This is a genomic window from Mesorhizobium sp. A623 (assembly GCF_054489405.1).
This window is the reverse complement of sequence record NZ_JBTMXB010000011.1, coordinates 62,725-79,410: the sequence shown is the minus strand read 5'-3', so window position 1 is coordinate 79,410 and position 16,686 is coordinate 62,725. Positions and strand designations below refer to the sequence as shown.

The following is a 16,686-nucleotide window of genomic DNA, read 5'->3' as shown; positions in this document are numbered from 1 at the left end:
AATTCCGCTTAACCTCATACTGTATATGTCCAAGATCGTTGTCAAGGTGGATGAAACGGCGTTTCATCGGTTTGACAAAACTTCATAACCTGTGAAACTGCGATGAAAAAGTCCGTTTCGGTCATCTTGGAGCAATTCCTCGAAATTGCTGATTAGATGCGTGACAAAACACAAGGGATCGGCTGTTAGTGAACCTTGGACATTGGAACTAACAGCTCCTCGATTCCAGGCTGTTGGCAAAATTGCGACAAGGATTTCCATGAGTGACCTTCAACGAATAGATGCCCGGATCCTTGACCAATATGACGAGTTGACGCCGCAGCAGCGGCGATTGGCTGAGGTTATTCTTCAGCACCGAAATGAGTTCGGTAATTTCTCGGCGGCTGAATTGGCGCGTGAGGCCAACGTATCCAAGGCAACGGCCGTACGGCTGTTCCAGAGGCTGGGCTACGAACGCTTTGAGGATGCGCGGTATCTGGCAGCCAAAGAGCCTTGGGGATCACCACTACGTGGCCTCGACCAAGAGACCCCAAGCGAGGTGGATGCCTTTGAGAAGCACCTGGCGCGCGAAATGGATAATTTGCGTCGTTCAAGCGCATCGCTTGACCGCTCGACCATTGAACAAGCCATTACATTGCTCGGCAGTGGCCGGACTGTCTGGGTTATGGGTTTGCGGATCAGCTATTCGATTGCGCGGTATCTTACCAGCATTCTAAGCAATGTAAGGCACCAGGTTCGTTCACTGCCGGACGGAGGTATGGAATTTGCCGAAGGCTTTGCGGGCATTGGGCCCGACGATGTCATCGTTATTGTAGCCTTTCGACGACGCCCGCCAGTTATTGCCCGGATTATAAAAACCCTCTCAGAAAAATCCGTCCCCATTATATTAATGAGCGATCTCAGCCTTGTTCGCCCAGCTGGCGATAACATCGTACATTTGCGCTGTCATTCACACGGAACCTCGATCTTCGATTCTCATGTCACCGCCTTTAGCCTGGTGAATTTTCTTTGTAGTCAGGTGGGCATTCGCGACAGAAAAAGTGCGGACGGCTACATCAGCCGGATCGAAAAACTTCACGAGGCTTTGGACGACATAACTTCCACTTGATTGTGCTTTTCGCGCCAACTTAATGAGGTTTCAATTTAGTATTTCGGCGGCTAGGGAGCCGCCGCCGGCGATTGCCAGACTAAGATTTGATGCGGGTGCTCACACTGCCGCATTCGGCATGCTGCGATGGTAGGAGCCACGGCAGTCGACTGGCTGAGAATCCTCCACTCGTATTTCATCATCCCGTGCTGCTTGATCGTAACCGACCGATTGTTACCACGCAGATTTCGCCTTAACATGTGCGATGTTGAGCACATCATCGACGGAGGCTTCGAGGAAGTCGTTCCATTCCCCGGTTGAACGGCGGGCATGGACGCGGGGCTGATGGATGATCGGCGGCGGATTTTGGCTGTGGTGGCCGAGATCGTCAGGATTATGAAGGAGACAGGGTGAACCCTTCATGCAGATGGATTATGATATCGCCATTCTTGAGTCCTGCCGCCATAGCCATACGCATCCGCCCGGACGTCTTGTACGTAGATGTAGCTCTCCTCGTGTAACTCGCCGAGTAGCCGCGAGAATCCATCGAATGCCTCTTGAACGTAGCGAGCCTTCTCGGCCTTCGTGTTCGTTTCATCAGTGATCTTTATGTCGAAATAGACGCTCGACTTTCCCTGCTCTGCGAGACTTTTGCCAGCGGCATACCAGTCACGCGGGTCAACGTAGTCGATAGCGATGGCCGTGACCGCTGGGTTTTTGCCGAGAATGTTTGACGTGAGATCCGTAAGGAGCTTCACGATCTCGCTGGTCAGCTGATCTGAACGGGCGGCACCGATTTTTACGTTAATGATGGGCATTTCTGCTCTCCTATAGTTAGCTATGCAATTATTTTGCCGAAAAATCAGCCGACATCGGCCGAAATTGTTTTCACCTGTTCCACGAACGACGTGAATTCGGAATTGCCGAGTTTTGCCTTCAAACTCCTGGTGATCTCACCGCTTGCTGCGTTCAGTCCGACCTTGATTTCTTGCGCCTTTTCTGTCGGACGAATCTCGCATTCACGGCCATCCCGTTTAGTCGGATGTCGCTCGACAAGTTCTCGTGACTCAAGCCCGTCGATCGCACGCGTTGCGGTTGCCCGAGCGATTTTCAGTTCGGCCGCCAGTTCGCTTGGCAGCATCCCGGGTTTGGCCAGAATGGCGCGCAACATGAAACCCTGAGGCGGCGTCAGATCGAATGGCTTGAAGGCCTTCGTCCAAATCCGCTCAAGCTGTCGACCCAGCGCTTGCGTGTTGAAGTAGATGCACTCATCAAACATGAATGCGTTCTATCGGGTTGTAGTTGCATATGCAATCACGTTTTGACGACACCGGCCACGGCCCGCCGACCGATGCGGTGGTGAAGATAAGAGCAATTGTCGTTTGGATCATGCGGGGAACCTGTCTGTCATTTCCTTCTCGCCTACTTTGAATTGGCACGATCCTTCTGAATGGCCTTTTCGAACCAACCCGGAAGATCGTTGACTTGTGTGTCGTAGATGTTTTCGGGAACATTCTGCCAGAACGAAACGATGGCGTCAGAGAACGCCTGCATCTGATCGTCGCTTACCTTTAGATGCGTGTGGTCACGATATTCCATGTTTGAGAGAGCCCGCCCTGAACCCTCGAACGGATCGGGCAGATATTCCGGATATCGGCTCTTCAGATCATCGAGGGAATCGCCTTTGCCGTGTTTGTAGACATTGACCACACGGCGGCATGCATCGAGTTTGCTGAAATAATCCGTGGTACGGACAGGCCAGTCCAAGCATGCTAATAACTCGGCGATCTGGTCGAAGTTGACTGACCACATTTTCGCGGCGGCAATATCACCACCATGCCAGTGCCTAATCTCGCGAGCCAGCCAACCACGTAACTGCTTGTCCCACTCATGGAACATCCCGGCGACAACGCTCAAGCGAGTGTTCTCGCGCATATCACTCAGGAGACCGTAGAACTCGATCCGGACGTCGTTTGCCGCCTCGTAGAAGCTACCCTCGTCATGTCGGTCTGGATCAAAGTACCGACCACTTTCCTCTAACCACTCCTGGGCGGCCTGGTCGGCATCTGCTTCATTGTTGTCAAACTGCGTAAGCAAACGCTTCCGTGCTTGCTCGACATAGAACAAATGCCCTCTGATCAAGGATTGCCGAAAGTCCCCCCACATCTGGAACAAGGCATACGTCATGCGTTACCACCTTCCCCACGCTTTCAACCCTGAGGCCGTGATCCCGGAGACTTCTTCGGTGAGGATCGGTTGCTGGTGGTGGGCTTGATGCGAATCCGCATGCTACCGCCTTCGGGATGCTCCATGTCGAAAGCATTCGTTTTCCGCACCAGATCGCTCAATTTGCGGAAACCGAACGTCCGAGGATCGAAATCGGAAGCCAGGTTGGCAAGCTGCTTACCGACGACGCCCAGTGAGACCCAGCCGTCCTCACTCTCCATCTGAGCAATCACCTTCTTGATAGTCGGCGTCGCGGCACTTGGCGATTTCAGAGCCTTGCTTACCGGGACGGAATCCTGGTTGGCGGGTTGCTCGGCCACCGACAGGTTCTCGGTATAAATGAAACGGCGACACGCTTGGCGGAAACTCTCTGGTGTTTTCTGCTCCCCGAAACCGAAGACATCGACGCCCTGCTCGCGAATGCGCGCGGCAAGGCGCGTGAAGTCGCTGTCTGATGATACGAGGCAGAAACCGTCAAATCGCCCGCTGTGCAGCAGGTCCATGGCGTCGATCACCAGCGTGATGTCTGAGGCGTTCTTGCCTGTCGCGTAAGCGAACTGCTGTTGCGGGATGATGGCGTGCTTTGAAAGAATATCGGCCCAGCCCTTGGAGCGGGTGCTCGAGAAGTCGCCGTATATGCGACGGACGCTGGCTTCACCGATTTTGGCGATTTCCTCGAACAGGCCGTCGGCAATCTTCGACGAGGCGTTGTCGGCATCGATCAGGACGGCGAGGCGTGGGGAGCGGGTTTCTGACGGCATCTGTGGTCTCCAACAAAAGATACAGTCCGTGGCCTCGCGCTGTGTCAACGCTTCAGCTCATGGGTCTCAGGCTCCGATAGATTTAAGGTATTCCATTTCAGAAAGAACCTCGCGTACCGTGTTCACGAATGCACGGATATTAATATCCTCTCCGTCTTTCGGGAAATTCGCGAATATCGGTGTATCTCCGATCGGAGGCGCGGTCGTCAAAACACGGACGCATCCCTCCCGCACATCTTTGTCCGCCATCTTGTTCGGAAATATCCCTATTCCGACTCCGGTCGTTACGAGGTGACCGAGCATGCCCACGCTGTTACAGAAGTCGAGGTGTCGAGGCGTCAGACCAGCGCTGCCGAACCAACTGAGTATCTGTTTGTAGTTGATGCTTCCGATGGGGTTGGAAATGATAGGGTGGTCGACGATGTCATGAGGCGTGACAACAGGCGGCAAGTTCCAGGATTCAGCTGCTATCCACGAAGCCTCCTGCGCTCCGAGAGGTACAAGAGTAAAGCCTTCGCGCTCGACTGGCTCGACCATGAAAGCAAGATCCAATTTGCGGCCAAGGAGATCAGGCTCGATGAAGGCCGTCGTGGATACCGAGACTTCCAGATGGAGATCAGGATAGAGTTCATGGACTCTTTTCAAGACTGGTGACAGGCAGATCAACGCAAAGCCTTCAGCGAAGCCGACCCGGATAGTCCCTCGAACGTCTGATTCTGTTTTCCTGCCGTTTATCCGCTCTACACTCTCCAGGACGTCGCGGGCATCCTGCAGAATCGAATGCCCGTTCAATGAAAGGGAAATACCCCGACCTACCCTGTCGAAAAGGCGTGAGCCTATCTGAGCCTCTATAGCCTTCAACCTCAGAGAAATTGATGGCTGCGACATGTTCAGTCGCCGTGCCGCTTTCTCAACCGACCCCAATGTGGCTGTCCAGTAGAAAGCTTCGAGCTGGGCGATGGTGACTCGACTCATTTGGAAACTCAATCAATTGTCGGCGTGTTTCTCATTTGTCGACACAAACTTAAATGGCTATTCCATTAGCTGCAAGGCAAGTTTGGAGGGATTGGGTGTCGGGAAATGGGGAGCGGGTTATCAAGATTGAGGGTTTTGAGCTTAACTGCTCAATGCCGACGGTTGCAGGCAATGCTCTCAGAGTCTTCCGCGAACGCACAGCTCTTCTGGTCAAAATAACGACCTCCTCCGGTCATCATGGCTGGGGGGAAACCTGGGCCTATCCGGGGCCAGCCAGCAGCATGCTGAAAACGGTGATGGGGCCAATGATCCTCGGTGCCGATATCTCCAATCCTCGGGCGGCACAGGCAAAATTGCTGCGGGCCGCGGTCCCTGATCGTCGTGGTCAGGCTCATATGGCGGCCAGCGCTATCGATATCGCCATGTGGGACGCTCTCGGACAAGTAACCGGAAAGCCAATATACGAGCTATTGGGTGGCGCATTGCGCGACCGAGTGATGACCTATGCAAGTGGCCCTCTTCTGCCTGAAGGGGCCGATCGCTATGCAGGGTTCGAGGAAGAGGTCGCACGCTATGCGAAAGAAGGATTTCAAGCGGTAAAGATCAGAATAGGTATCTCTTCGGCCTCTGATTTACGTGCGATCAAGCAGGCACGAAGCCTCCTTGGTGAGGCTGCTCTGCTAATGGTGGATTTGAACGAGTCTTCCACCGTCAAGGATGCAGTTTCGCTTGCTCACCTAGCCGCGGCTGAGAATCTCGCTTGGATAGAAGAGCCAGTGCCTCACGATAACCTCCCTGCCTATCGACGGCTCGCAAAACTGCTGCCTGTCCCTTTGGCTGGTGGGGAGTCTTTTTGCGGCGTGCAGGCTTTCAGAGATGTGATCCGTGACGGGGCGCTCGATATTATCCAGCCGGATCTTGCATTATGTGGCGGCATAACTGAGGGCATGCGCATCACGGGCCTGGCTGACGCCTTTGATGTTCCGGTCTCACCGCATGTGTGGGGAACGAGCGTGAACTTCCTCGCCTCGCTCCAGTTCGCCGCGGTGCTAACGCCTGCGCGCGGACGGGTGCCCCACCCGCTGTTCGAGTATGACATGAGTTTCAATCCGCTACGAGACCGAGTCTACGACCCCAAACCAGATTCGGAGGGTAAACTTTCAATCCCGAACGGTCCTGGACTGGGCGTAAAAATAGAGATCGACCGACTGGCCGACTTCGTAACGGATCATTGGGTTCTGGAGCACTGACGTTTGTGAAAATTGAAGACGGAGGAGAATGAAAATGACAATGAGAAAGTTATTGATTGCGACCTGCGTAATCATGGCAGGCATTACCGGATATGCCTCTGCCGAGCCTGAAAGGACACTCAATCTCGGCTTCGTGGGAGGCACGCAAGCGCCTGAGGCAATCGGCATGAAGCAGTTCGCCGACGAAATAAAGGAAAAGACAAACGGACGTATCGAAATACGCATTCAGGGCGGCGGCGCTCTTGGCGGTGATCGGGAGGTCATCGAGGGAGTTCAGCTTGGTACGGTGGATATGACGGTGGTCAGCACGTCGATCCTCGTCAATTTCGATCCTGATTTTGCAATTTTCGACATACCTTTCCTCTTTCGCGATTTCGACCATGCCGAAGCAGTTCTGAACGGGCCAATCGGAAAGGAGCTCTTGGACGGGCTCCCGGAAAAGGGGTTCGTTGGGCTGGCATTTGGCGGCATGGGATTTCGTGAACTGACGAACAGCGTCCGACCAGTGAAAACTCCCGAAGACGTCAAAGGTCTAAAGATCCGAACGCAGCAGAACGAAATGCATATTGCCGTTTGGCGTGAGCTAGGCGCATTGCCGACACCGATGGCGATTCCTGAAGTCTACACGGCGCTTCAACAGGGTGTCGTTGACGGTCAGGAAAATCCAGTGGGCGCGATCATCAACAATCGTTTCGGTGAAGTGCAGAAGTATCTTAGCCTCACCGATCACGCCTTCACGCCCTTGGTGTTGCTGACTTCACCGTCGATATATTCTTCATTGAGCGACGACGACAAGCAGGTGTTCGTCACTGCCGCAAAAAACGCGATGGTACGCAACCGCAAGGAAGTTGAAAAGGTCCTGACGACAGGGCTGGAAACCTTGAAATCCCAAGGCATGACTGTCGTTACCGACGTAGACAAGGCAGCGTTTCGCAAGAAGCTGGACGGCATCTATGCAGAGTTTGCCAAGCGCTTCGGTGAAGAGCGTTTGAAGGCAATCGAAGAGACACACTGATGAGCATCGCAACGACTTGTCGGTTTGCTTTTCTTGGCGTCGAAAGGCAAATCACTCGCGTTGCCGTCATACTGGGAACAGCGGGAATGGGGCTGGCCTGCCTGGCAGGGTTCTACCAGGTTATCACACGCTTCGTGCTTCATTCGCCGTCGTCTTGGTCCGAACCGCTCATTCAGACATCGCTGATCTGGATGACATATATAGCGCTTGCCGGAGCGATGCGTACCGGCACGCTTATATCCGTGGACCTGCTTCTGAGTATCAGCACCGGTCCACTACGCAAACTGGTTCGCGCTGTGATCTTTGTGGCGGTGCTTTCTCTTTTGTTCGTTCTCCTCTGGTTTGGTTGCCAACTCGTTTGGCGTGTTCGGTTCCAGACCATCGCTGGATTGGGTATTTCTGCGTCATGGGCTTACGCCGCGCTGCCAGCAGGATCATTGCTGTCGGTTCTGGCACTCACAGCCCATGCCCTTGACCCCGATGTTTCAGATGATCGTCACCGAATCGAGAATGCTGGTTAGGATAGACCATGTTACTGACGATGATTGCGGTGATGATCGTACTCATGGGATTGTCCATTCCAGTGGCCGTGGCCATTGGGCTGGCCGGAATTATGGGGACGATCGGTTTCTCCAACCTCCCTCTAATTGTCGTCCCGCAGCAGGCCTTTATCGCCCTGGATAAGTTTCCTCTTGCTGCCATCCCGTTCTTCATTGTGGCGGGCAACATCATGGCAGCCGGCGGGATTTCAAAGAGGCTTGTCGATCTGGTCGAAAGCATTATTGGAGACGTGCGCGGTGGACTTCCTCTCACGTGTATTCTGGTCTGCATGATCTTTGCGGCGGTGTCCGGCTCAAGCGTAGCAACTACCTATGCAATCGGTGCCATTTTGATACCTGCGATGGTACGGCAGAATTATCCGACTGGTTTCGCTGCCTCCCTACAAGCCACGTCGGCCGAACTCGGGGTCATCATCCCTCCGTCCATCCCGATGATCATATACGGCGTGTCAGCAGGCGCTCCCGTGGGTGATCTATTTGTCGCTGGTTTGGGGCCGGGCCTGCTCATCGCCCTCGCCCTCGGTACGTTTGTAATCGTCTGGTCACGGTTCAAACATAAGCCATTACCGACAACAGCACCAAGGAAGGCGTTCCTGCCAAGTTTTCAGAGAGCTTTCCTGGCGTTGATGATGCCGGTGATTATCCTGGGAGGTATTTATGGCGGCATCTTCACGCCGACTGAAGCTGCAGTTGTCGCCGTATTCTACGCTCTCGTCGTAAGCATGCTGGTTTACCGCGAGATGACACTCCGCGATCTAGCCGATGTGATGCGCCGTTCAACCCTGTCGTCTGCAATCATCCTGTTTATTATCTCGATGGCAGGCCTGTTTTCGTTCGTTCTCACACGGGCGGGTATTCCGGCTGCGATTGGCGAATGGATTGTCGCCAGTTTCAATAGTGGGTTCACTTTCCTGCTGGCAGTGAATGTGTTGCTCTTCTTCATTGGCATGTTCGTGGAGACATCGGCGTCAATCGTAGTGATTGCACCTATTCTTGCCCCTGTCGCCTTGCGGTACGGCATTGACCCTATCCATTTCGGTATGATCATGATTACCAATCTTGCGCTGGGAATGATCACCCCTCCGTTCGGCGTCAATTTGTTCGCAGCCTGCGACGTGGCCAAAATTTCCTTGCACCGGATGATCCCCTACCTGGTCCCGCTGGTTGGGGTCATTCTGCTATGCTTGGCTCTCATCACTTACGTGCCGATCATAAGCTTGGGATCCCTCTATCTTCTCGGTATGCGGTGAGAAACGGCTACCTATGAAAACGGAAACCAACGATAGCAAACCTACGGTCCTGATCGTCGGCTCACTTCATCCTGGAGTGCGGAGCGGATTAGCAGACCATTTCTATGTCGTAGAAGTGGATAAGAACGCATCAACGATGCCGACTTCCGAGCGATTGGCGAACATCCGCGCCATTGCTTGCGCGGGCTTCGTCAACTCGGATCTCATGGATACGTTGCCGAATCTAGAGATCATCGCGAGTTTCGGCGTCGGGTATGATGGTATCGATGTTCATAGAGCCGCGGAACAGGGCATCGTCGTGACTTACACCCCAGGCGTATTGGACGACGATGTCGCCGATGCCACCATCTGGCTTCTGCTCAACGCAGTGCGGGGCTTGTCAAAGGCGGAAGCCTGGCTTCGCCAAGGTGAATGGAAACCCGGGAGCCAGTACCCTCTCTCGGCATTTTCGCTCAAAGGGCGATCAGTTGGCATTTTCGGTCTTGGCCGTATTGGGCGGTCCATAGCACGGCGAGTAGAGGGATTCGGGCTGCCCGTCTCGTATCACAATCGAAGGCCGCTGGACGACGTCGGTTACCACTATCACCCGTCTCTTCTGGCGCTCGCGCAAGCAGTTGACACCTTGATCGCGGTCGCTCCAGGAAGTAAGTCGACAGACATGGCTGTGAATAGAGAGGTGCTTGCGGCCCTTGGTCCTCAAGGCGTTTTCATCAACGTTGGCCGTGGATCAACCGTGGACGAACACGCCCTTATAGACTGTCTACGCAAGGGCACGATCGCTGCAGCAGGCCTCGACGTGTTTGCAAGTGAACCCGACATCTCGACGGATCTTCTGGCCTTGGATAACGTGACCGTCCTGCCTCATGTGGCAGCCGCGACAGTCGCTGGACGCGCCGATGTAGCAAAGCTCGTGGTAGACAATATCGTCGAATGGTTTGCGCACGGGCGGGTGCTCACGCCAGTAGTTGCCGATTTGTCAAAATGACTCTGTCCTTAATTCCCGCCGTGAACGCGTACTTATAAATCTATCTGGAGATGATCCGGGCAACGTATCCGGCCATTCCTCGCCGTTTGATCTCCGCCTTGTCGCAATGATCGCAGCAAGCCCGAAAATGCCTGATTTTCGCCTTGGTACCGAACGCCCAATCCAGAATCCTGACGGAGAGGCTGGGCCGCCTCGTCGTTTTGGGCCCCTGAAAATATTCGGAGATCGCCGCCCGCATGCAGGACCGGGCCTTCATCAGTTCAGCGACCTGATCGATCTGATGGTAACGCTGCTCCAGCATCTGCTCCCGGTCGAACGTGGGAACCTTTGCCGATTCAACCGTCTTCTCGGCCATGAAACGCAGTCTCGATATGTCGCGACCGATACTCGAGCCGTTGTGGAACATTACCGCCACCGAGGGCTTGCCATCTCTGCCTGCGCGGCCGAATTCCTGTAACTGATCCTCAACCGATGCTGACTGTTGCCAATGGATGACCAAGCGAACATTTGGGACATCGAGGCCCATGCCAAACGCATTCGTGCAAATGATCTGGCCGACGGGCGGCTTGCTTTGGCCCAGGAAGCGTTTGACGAGTTCCTGTCGCTCCCACGCGTTGCCCAATCTGGAATGGTAGAAGGGCACATCCAGCCCGAGATTCCGAAGAGTGGCTTGCAGTTCCTCGCCGACCTTCGTGGACGGCACAAACACCATGGCCTTCTGTCCTTGGAGTTGCGGCAGCCGAAGAAGAGAGGCGATTTCCTCCGCTCGCTTTTCGGTCGCGCACCGCCACCGGAGCAACGCGATATTTGGTCTGTCGACGTCTCTAACGAAGACTTCGGCATCCTCGATTCCCAGCGACTTGAGGATGCGCTGCTGCATCTCGCGCCCCGCTGTGGCGGTGAATGCTAATACGGGTGGTGAACCCAATTTCTCACGGACTTCTTTCAGGCGGCCGTATTCCCTCCGGAAGTCTCGGCCCCACTGATCGACGCAATGGGCTTCGTCGACGACGATGAATGATGGCTTCGTCTGTTTCAGGCGAGCGCGTTCATCCTCGCTCCGGACGAAGAAGCGCTCGGGAGCCAGATACAGCAATTTGATCGCGCCTCGACCCAGCAACGAAAACCGGGTTTGCTTCTCGTCAGTGCTCAAATCACTGTTTACGAAGGTGGCCGGGATTTTCTTCGTCAGGAGATCGGAGACCTGTTCCGACATTAGCGTTTTCAGAGGGCTTACGACCATGGTCAGGCCGCGTCGGAGTACGGCAGGCAGTTGGAAGCAGAGCGTCTTGCCGGATCCGGTTGGACTGACGACCAGAATCGATTTTCCGGACAACGCAGTCAGAACGATCGGCAACTGACCCTGCCGGAAGCGATCCAGCCCAAATAAACGGAGAGCCGGGCCGAAATTCCCGACGCCTTCGGAAACCTGGCCGTCTGTATCCAACCACCGCGCCAACCGAACTGCCCATTTTTCGATTACTCGCCTTGCAAGACCGCCGGCGAGATTCGGGTGATGGGCGGCATGGCAGCCGTCGCAAAGGGTGACCAGATTCGACAGTTCGTCGGTTCCACCCATCGATCTGGGCAACAGATGATGGATATCGGCTTCCGACGATTTTACCGGGGTCGAGCACGAGACGCAGCGGTAATTGTCGCGCTTGAGAACCTGAAGGCGTATCTCCCGCCACGGATCGGTGGCAATTGGTTGATCCATTTTCTGCTTTTGTCCAAGTCCCCGAAGAATTCGAACAGTGACAGAAAGCGGTTATGAAAACCTGACTATCTCGTTGATCAGTCCATCCAATTTGATAAAGACTTCATTGGGGACGGGCTTGATCATGTTTCGATTTATTCGGATTGGACGACGCACAATCGGCGGGGCCATGCTGGTCGCTTCGTTCATCGCCTTCTTTTCTTCCAACCAGTTTGCCACTCTGAAACTGGCTTTCAGCTTCTACGATCCATTCTCGATTTCGCAATATCGGCTGAGCAGGCTCTCCGACGAGGAATACAAGGCCGCAATCGAGCAATCCGTTGAAGAAGGTGATATTTCGGACGCCCAATCTCTGGTTGCCATTGCCCAGGAAAACGGGCGCGAGTTGCCATTGGAATTGGTGGAACGCACAAAGGAAAACCCTTTTGAGTTCGGGCTACGAAACACATTGGATTTCGTAAATGGGGCGGCGACCGGTGAGGTGACGAGCACGGCCTCCGTAGGCGGTGTCCTGGCTGCCGATTATGTCGGCGTTGGTGATGTTCGCGACGTCGTGATCCAAGGGAACAGCCTAGTCAGGGGAGACGACTACGACGGGCTTACCCTTGGTCTGGCGTTAGCAGGACTGGCCACGGTTGTCCCTGGTTCGGGAGCAGTCGATGCCGGATTTTCCCTGCTGAAGACTGCCAACAAGGCCGGGAGGCTATCGAAGAAACTGGTCACTCGCTTGAAGGTGACGGCGACCAAGCTTGTTGATATCGATGGCTTGAAACGGGGCCTGTCGAGGGTTTCGTTGCCTCAATTCAGAAGGCCATCTCTCTCCGCTATCCGTGCGGCATTCGGTAACATCAACTGGCGCAGTGTCTCTAAAGGCGATTTCTCGGAGTTGAAGAAGCCGATCTCCGAGATGATGCCGGTCGATATAACGGCGGCGAAAAAGGCATTCAGCGGAGCAATCCGAAACGATGCCGTGGACGAGATTGGCGTACTCGCGAGTTCCATGACAGGTATCGTGTCGGCCGGAGGGGTGACAGCAGCCTTTGGAGCCATGAAATATGCCGACGACGCTAAGGAACTCTCCCGGTTTCGAAAATTGGCAACACGAATGGGTGGCAAGACGTCGGCCGTAATCAAGGTTCTGGGCAAGAGCGCTATCAAACTCGGCAAACTGGTTTACCTGGTGATTTCCATTCTGATTGGCGTGCTGGGGTGGGTCCTCGGTGCGCTGTGGTTTTTATATTCTTTGATCCGCACTCCGTATCGTATGGTCAAGCGGGTGAGGGGAGCTACGTGATGTTTGCTGGAAGGCGGTCGAAGCTGGCGCTCGTTGCGGCTGGAGTTGGAGGAGCGGCAGTTGCCGGATTCGGCCTCTCCTTCGGCAGGGACATTTACAAAAAGTCGAAGAAGAATCTCGAAATCATTCTTTTGCTGCTGGCCGTCATCTTCTGTCCGTTCATCGGCGGTCGAGGTTTGGTCAGGGGGCATGACCGAGGCGTGTTAGGAACAATCTTTCTGACGATTATCGGAAGTATTAGTCTGATTGCCGTTGGCTTTTGCACAGCGACGTTCCTGGCTTTTGAGATCGTCGTCATGGGTAAGATCAACCCCGAAAATCCGTTACCGCTTGCCCTGCTTGGCGGTTTCGCAGCTACCGCAGTGATGGCTGGCATCGGTCTTGTGGTTGGATTTATCCAGCGGCCCAAACGATTGAAAGCGATTGCTGTCGGGAAGGCCAACGAGAAATTTCTGACCGACCAAGGCTTCAGGGAAACTGAGGGGAAGGATATCACCCATTATGACCCCGACGGTCTGGCTCTGCGCTTTCTGGAAGCCCACGCTGGCCGTCTGGTTTTCATGGTTGTGGGTCGCCGAGGGAAGCGGGCTTTCATCAATCTTGATCCGGATGGCCGGATGATTGGGTATTCCGGTGTACAGTGAGCGGAACTCTCCCGAATTGAGAGTTGCCCGATACTGGGTGGCGCTTTTTGCCTTGCTGGGTCTGCTGATTCCTCCGGCCTCGGCACAGAGTCTTGGCGAACGCATAAGAGCCAATCCAAGTTGCCATCAATTCAATGACGGATGCAGTATCTGCGCCGTTACGGCCGACGGTGTTAAATGCTCAACGCCCGGTATCGCCTGCATTCGCACTTCATGGCGATGCGTCGACACAGGCGGTACCGAACAAGCAGTGCCTGATTCTGATAAAAGTAAAAACCAAACCACCCCGGACTAACAGGGGTCGCAGTGAGGTTGCAGGCGTCAGACTGACGAAAGATAAATTTCATGCGTGCCAACCACGCGCCCCTGCACTGTGTCACCCTCGCGGAAGTTCTCCTGAAACCAATGGGCGATCTGCTGATTGTTGCCGACGACCCGAACGGCACCGGTCCTGTTGGCCGTCCGGTTGATCTTCGAGATGACCATCGGGCTACCGTCGCTGAATCGAATCCGGATCGGATCTCCATCCTTGCCGAGATGACGGCTGGCCTCGACGCCGGGATTCAGGAAACCCTTGTTGTAGTAGGTCGGGCCGAGCACGATGGTGAAAGTCGCCATGGCCGGGCCAGATGCCGATGACACCTCCGGAAGGATATCGGCCGACGCTGGGACACCAGCCTGCACGGGTTCGGTTTCTTCGGCCTCTTCACGTTCTGCCTCCTCGGAAATCGGCTTGCCTCTCTCGCGGCCGTTCCATGGCGGATCAAATTGACGGATCAGGCTGTCTTCGAGGCCCGCGGCCAGATTAATCTCGAAATCGGCGTATCGGAGGTGCGAGATCGGCGTGAAAACGAAAATGCGGATTTCGGTTCCCTGGGCGATGGCGGCCTTGATGTTGCGATGGCAGCGCTGGTTCGTAGCCTGCCGCTTTCCCGGGCGGCAGTAGCCCAAATACCGTTTCCGGATCGAGCGGGCGGTCTTCCCGATGTAGAGAACATCGTCGCCCTTCACGAAGGCATAGAGGGCGTTCGCGGCGTCCAGCAGGACTTCGTTCGCCGCGGCGTCATAGCCGTCAAGCTGGTAGGCGATGAAATCTCCGGACGGCTGCCAACGGCCAACGTCGACGAAGCCAATGTTGAGCAGCACCTCTGCGGTCAATTCCGGATTCGCCATCTGCTGTTGCCCCTGTTCCGAGGACATGTCTGCGCACGGGCGTCCGCCATGTCAACAATGTCCTGTCTCGGGAAATCAGGCTTTGTAGGCGACCCAGCCTCTGAAGGTGAACCCTGCGTAGAACAGGGCTACGTCAACGAACCCGGCATCTTTCAACAAGGATTCGTCCTTCTCGGGGGATAACGTTGGCAGGCGTTCACTGATAGCAGCACTAGCGCTCCTGGCTTGTGATGCTGGTATTCCTGACGCTTCGGCGAATGCGGCATAGCGTGCCAGCCACTGTGACTTCTCGCCGTCCTCTTGAGGAAAACTGTGGTGGGCGACAACGAAGGGTGCGCCTGGCTTCAGCCGCCGATGCACTTCCGTCAACGTGCGTCGCCGCTCTTCTTCGGGAATGAAGTGAAGGGTTAGAATGCACGTCGCGGCATCGAACGGCCCCGCGGGCGCGGTATCGATGTAGCCTTGGTGGAGATCGACACGGGATGCCAGCGGACCAAGCGTGCGCTCGGCCAACTTCAGCATCTCCTTTGACGGATCGGCACCACAGAAACGCCATCCAGGCTGTGCGTCGGCGAATGCTTTCAATTCCAGACCGCCACCAGCACCGAGCACGAGAACATTAGCATCGTCTCCGGCTCGTTCAGCCAGAAGCAGCCTGGTCATCTTTTGAAGGTCGAGGAAACCCGGAACCTGTCGAACCGGTCCATCCGCATATCGAGCGACGGCATCAGGATCAGAGAGGGGTGACAACGACATTGCGCGGCCGACCCCTACAGATTTGCCTGACAGAGTTTCTCGAGAAGGCCGCTGCAGATATAAGCGGGCGGACTGTCGGCAAGGGTGTCCTGGTCGGCATCGAAGAGTTCAAGAATGTCAGATTTCGACACGCCGTCCGCCTTCATGACGGGATCGTTCAGGAGTTCGATGAGAGTGGGTTCGCGAAAGCGAAGCTGCATGCGGAATCCTTCAAAAATGGATGGGGACAGGGAAAAAGCGAATGACGACGAAATCACGTCGCCAACTTCTATGTAGGTATCCGGAGCCGGAATTTCATCGGCCGCCATGTCAACAATGTCCGGCCTGCTGACAGATTACGTCAGGTAGACTCGGTTGATATGGACTCGTCACAAACCGGGAATATGATGTGGTCCGAGGAGGTGGCGGCCATGATCCCGAAGAACAGACTTTCCCTGGAAGTCAGACAGGCAATTCTGAGCCATCTCCGCGGACGCCTGGACGCCAAGGCCATCTCTGTCGCCTCGGTCAAGAAATCCGTCCACCAAGCCGTGCCCGGTTGCACCATGACGGATGCCGATCTCACGAACACGATTGCGGAGACAGCCATCGAGGCAGGCTTCGGCGTGAATTTCGACGGCAACACGCACTAACGGGCTCCATGTCAACAATGCACACCACGCACGGATTCAAGCGGGCGGGTTCGGGCGACTGATTTAAACAGCAGGCATCCATCACGCCCGAAAGAAACCGCCCCTGGATTCAGAAACGAATTCGCAATGACCGGTGTCGGCCTGGCGAGGGATGCCCAAGGTATCGGCCGATATCGGGAATGAGGCAAGGCATCGGGAGGCGAGGTCGATGTCGGGAAGATGAAAGGCAACGAACAGATTTGAGATTTCCTGGTCAGGGTAGGGTTTCATGTTTCGGGAAGATGCCAACTGATGGGGTTCGGTGTCGTATGGCGGTGGGTTTCCTCGAAGGATGGGGATGACGTCGATAAAGGAATGATGT

General features: G+C 55.1%; 18 protein-coding genes. 9 read left to right on the top strand and 9 right to left on the bottom strand.

Annotated features, from left to right (window positions below; translation table 11 throughout):
- Positions 1–259: 259 nt before the first annotated feature.
- On the top strand, positions 260–1,108 hold the full coding sequence (locus ACX3P1_RS13520; protein WP_459080100.1) for a MurR/RpiR family transcriptional regulator: 849 nt from the start codon (positions 260–262) through the stop codon (positions 1,106–1,108).
- Positions 1,109–1,506: 398 nt separating this feature from the next.
- On the opposite strand, the gene ACX3P1_RS13515 is transcribed toward ACX3P1_RS13520, so the two are convergent.
- The 5 genes from ACX3P1_RS13515 to ACX3P1_RS13495 form a co-directional block, all read right to left on the bottom strand.
- Complete coding sequence (locus tag ACX3P1_RS13515) at positions 1,507–1,905, bottom strand: tautomerase family protein (protein WP_459080099.1); 399 nt, start codon at positions 1,903–1,905, stop codon at positions 1,507–1,509.
- Between the two features lie 44 nt (positions 1,906–1,949).
- Positions 1,950–2,366 (bottom strand): MarR family winged helix-turn-helix transcriptional regulator, encoded by a 417-nt coding sequence (locus ACX3P1_RS13510; RefSeq protein ID WP_459080098.1) that lies wholly within the window; start codon positions 2,364–2,366, stop codon positions 1,950–1,952.
- Between the two features lie 143 nt (positions 2,367–2,509).
- Entirely contained in the window at positions 2,510–3,274 is a 765-nt protein-coding gene (locus ACX3P1_RS13505) for a hypothetical protein (RefSeq protein ID WP_459080097.1), read from the bottom strand.
- 23 nt (positions 3,275–3,297) lie between these two features.
- Positions 3,298–4,074: an NYN domain-containing protein gene (locus ACX3P1_RS13500; RefSeq protein ID WP_459080096.1), complete on the bottom strand. Its 777-nt coding sequence runs from the start codon at positions 4,072–4,074 to the stop codon at positions 3,298–3,300.
- A gap of 66 nt (positions 4,075–4,140) precedes the next feature.
- The gene (locus ACX3P1_RS13495) at positions 4,141–5,049 is read right to left on the bottom strand and encodes a LysR family transcriptional regulator (protein ID WP_459080095.1); all 909 of its coding nucleotides are present in this window, start codon (positions 5,047–5,049) and stop codon (positions 4,141–4,143) included.
- Positions 5,050–5,102: 53 nt separating this feature from the next.
- Here ACX3P1_RS13495 and ACX3P1_RS13490 point away from each other — a divergent pair, with 53 nt between their 5' ends.
- The 5 genes from ACX3P1_RS13490 to ACX3P1_RS13470 are packed head-to-tail and all read left to right on the top strand — an operon-like array spanning position 5,103 to position 10,109.
- A complete protein-coding gene (locus tag ACX3P1_RS13490; protein ID WP_459080094.1) occupies positions 5,103–6,299 on the top strand; it encodes a mandelate racemase/muconate lactonizing enzyme family protein in 1,197 nt (398 codons plus the stop codon).
- A 34-nt stretch (positions 6,300–6,333) separates the two neighbouring features.
- Positions 6,334–7,314 (top strand): TRAP transporter substrate-binding protein, encoded by a 981-nt coding sequence (locus ACX3P1_RS13485; RefSeq protein ID WP_459080093.1) that lies wholly within the window; start codon positions 6,334–6,336, stop codon positions 7,312–7,314.
- On the top strand, positions 7,314–7,835 hold the full coding sequence (locus ACX3P1_RS13480; RefSeq protein ID WP_459080092.1) for a TRAP transporter small permease: 522 nt from the start codon (positions 7,314–7,316) through the stop codon (positions 7,833–7,835). Before ACX3P1_RS13485 ends, ACX3P1_RS13480 begins: the two co-directional genes overlap by 1 nt.
- An 8-nt stretch (positions 7,836–7,843) precedes the next feature.
- Entirely contained in the window at positions 7,844–9,124 is a 1,281-nt protein-coding gene (locus ACX3P1_RS13475) for a TRAP transporter large permease (RefSeq protein ID WP_459080091.1), read from the top strand.
- A gap of 13 nt (positions 9,125–9,137) precedes the next feature.
- Complete coding sequence (locus tag ACX3P1_RS13470; RefSeq protein WP_459080090.1) at positions 9,138–10,109, top strand: 2-hydroxyacid dehydrogenase; 972 nt, start codon at positions 9,138–9,140, stop codon at positions 10,107–10,109.
- 40 nt (positions 10,110–10,149) lie between these two features.
- Here the strand turns inward: ACX3P1_RS13470 and ACX3P1_RS13465 are convergent, their stop codons facing one another.
- Complete coding sequence (locus ACX3P1_RS13465; RefSeq protein ID WP_459080089.1) at positions 10,150–11,826, bottom strand: RecQ family ATP-dependent DNA helicase; 1,677 nt, start codon at positions 11,824–11,826, stop codon at positions 10,150–10,152.
- A 37-nt stretch (positions 11,827–11,863) separates the two neighbouring features.
- On the opposite strand from ACX3P1_RS13465, the gene ACX3P1_RS13460 reads away from it, so the two are divergent.
- The gene (locus tag ACX3P1_RS13460; RefSeq protein ID WP_459080088.1) at positions 11,864–13,120 is read left to right on the top strand and encodes a hypothetical protein; all 1,257 of its coding nucleotides are present in this window, start codon (positions 11,864–11,866) and stop codon (positions 13,118–13,120) included.
- Positions 13,120–13,764, top strand: a complete 645-nt coding sequence (locus ACX3P1_RS13455) for a hypothetical protein (protein WP_459080087.1) — start codon at positions 13,120–13,122, stop codon at positions 13,762–13,764. The genes ACX3P1_RS13460 and ACX3P1_RS13455 overlap by 1 nt, the downstream gene beginning before the upstream one ends.
- A 321-nt stretch (positions 13,765–14,085) precedes the next feature.
- On the opposite strand, the gene ACX3P1_RS13450 is transcribed toward ACX3P1_RS13455, so the two are convergent.
- The 3 genes from ACX3P1_RS13450 to ACX3P1_RS13440 all read right to left on the bottom strand — a co-directional run bounded on the left by ACX3P1_RS13450 (position 14,086) and on the right by ACX3P1_RS13440 (position 16,001).
- A complete protein-coding gene (locus ACX3P1_RS13450; protein WP_459080086.1) occupies positions 14,086–14,937 on the bottom strand; it encodes a GIY-YIG nuclease family protein in 852 nt (283 codons plus the stop codon).
- A gap of 75 nt (positions 14,938–15,012) precedes the next feature.
- Positions 15,013–15,687 (bottom strand): class I SAM-dependent methyltransferase, encoded by a 675-nt coding sequence (locus tag ACX3P1_RS13445; protein WP_459080216.1) that lies wholly within the window; start codon positions 15,685–15,687, stop codon positions 15,013–15,015.
- A 20-nt stretch (positions 15,688–15,707) separates the two neighbouring features.
- Complete coding sequence (locus tag ACX3P1_RS13440; RefSeq protein ID WP_459080085.1) at positions 15,708–16,001, bottom strand: hypothetical protein; 294 nt, start codon at positions 15,999–16,001, stop codon at positions 15,708–15,710.
- Between the two features lie 102 nt (positions 16,002–16,103).
- On the opposite strand from ACX3P1_RS13440, the gene ACX3P1_RS13435 reads away from it, so the two are divergent.
- Complete coding sequence (locus ACX3P1_RS13435) at positions 16,104–16,325, top strand: hypothetical protein (protein WP_459080084.1); 222 nt, start codon at positions 16,104–16,106, stop codon at positions 16,323–16,325.
- Positions 16,326–16,686 lie beyond the last annotated feature (361 nt).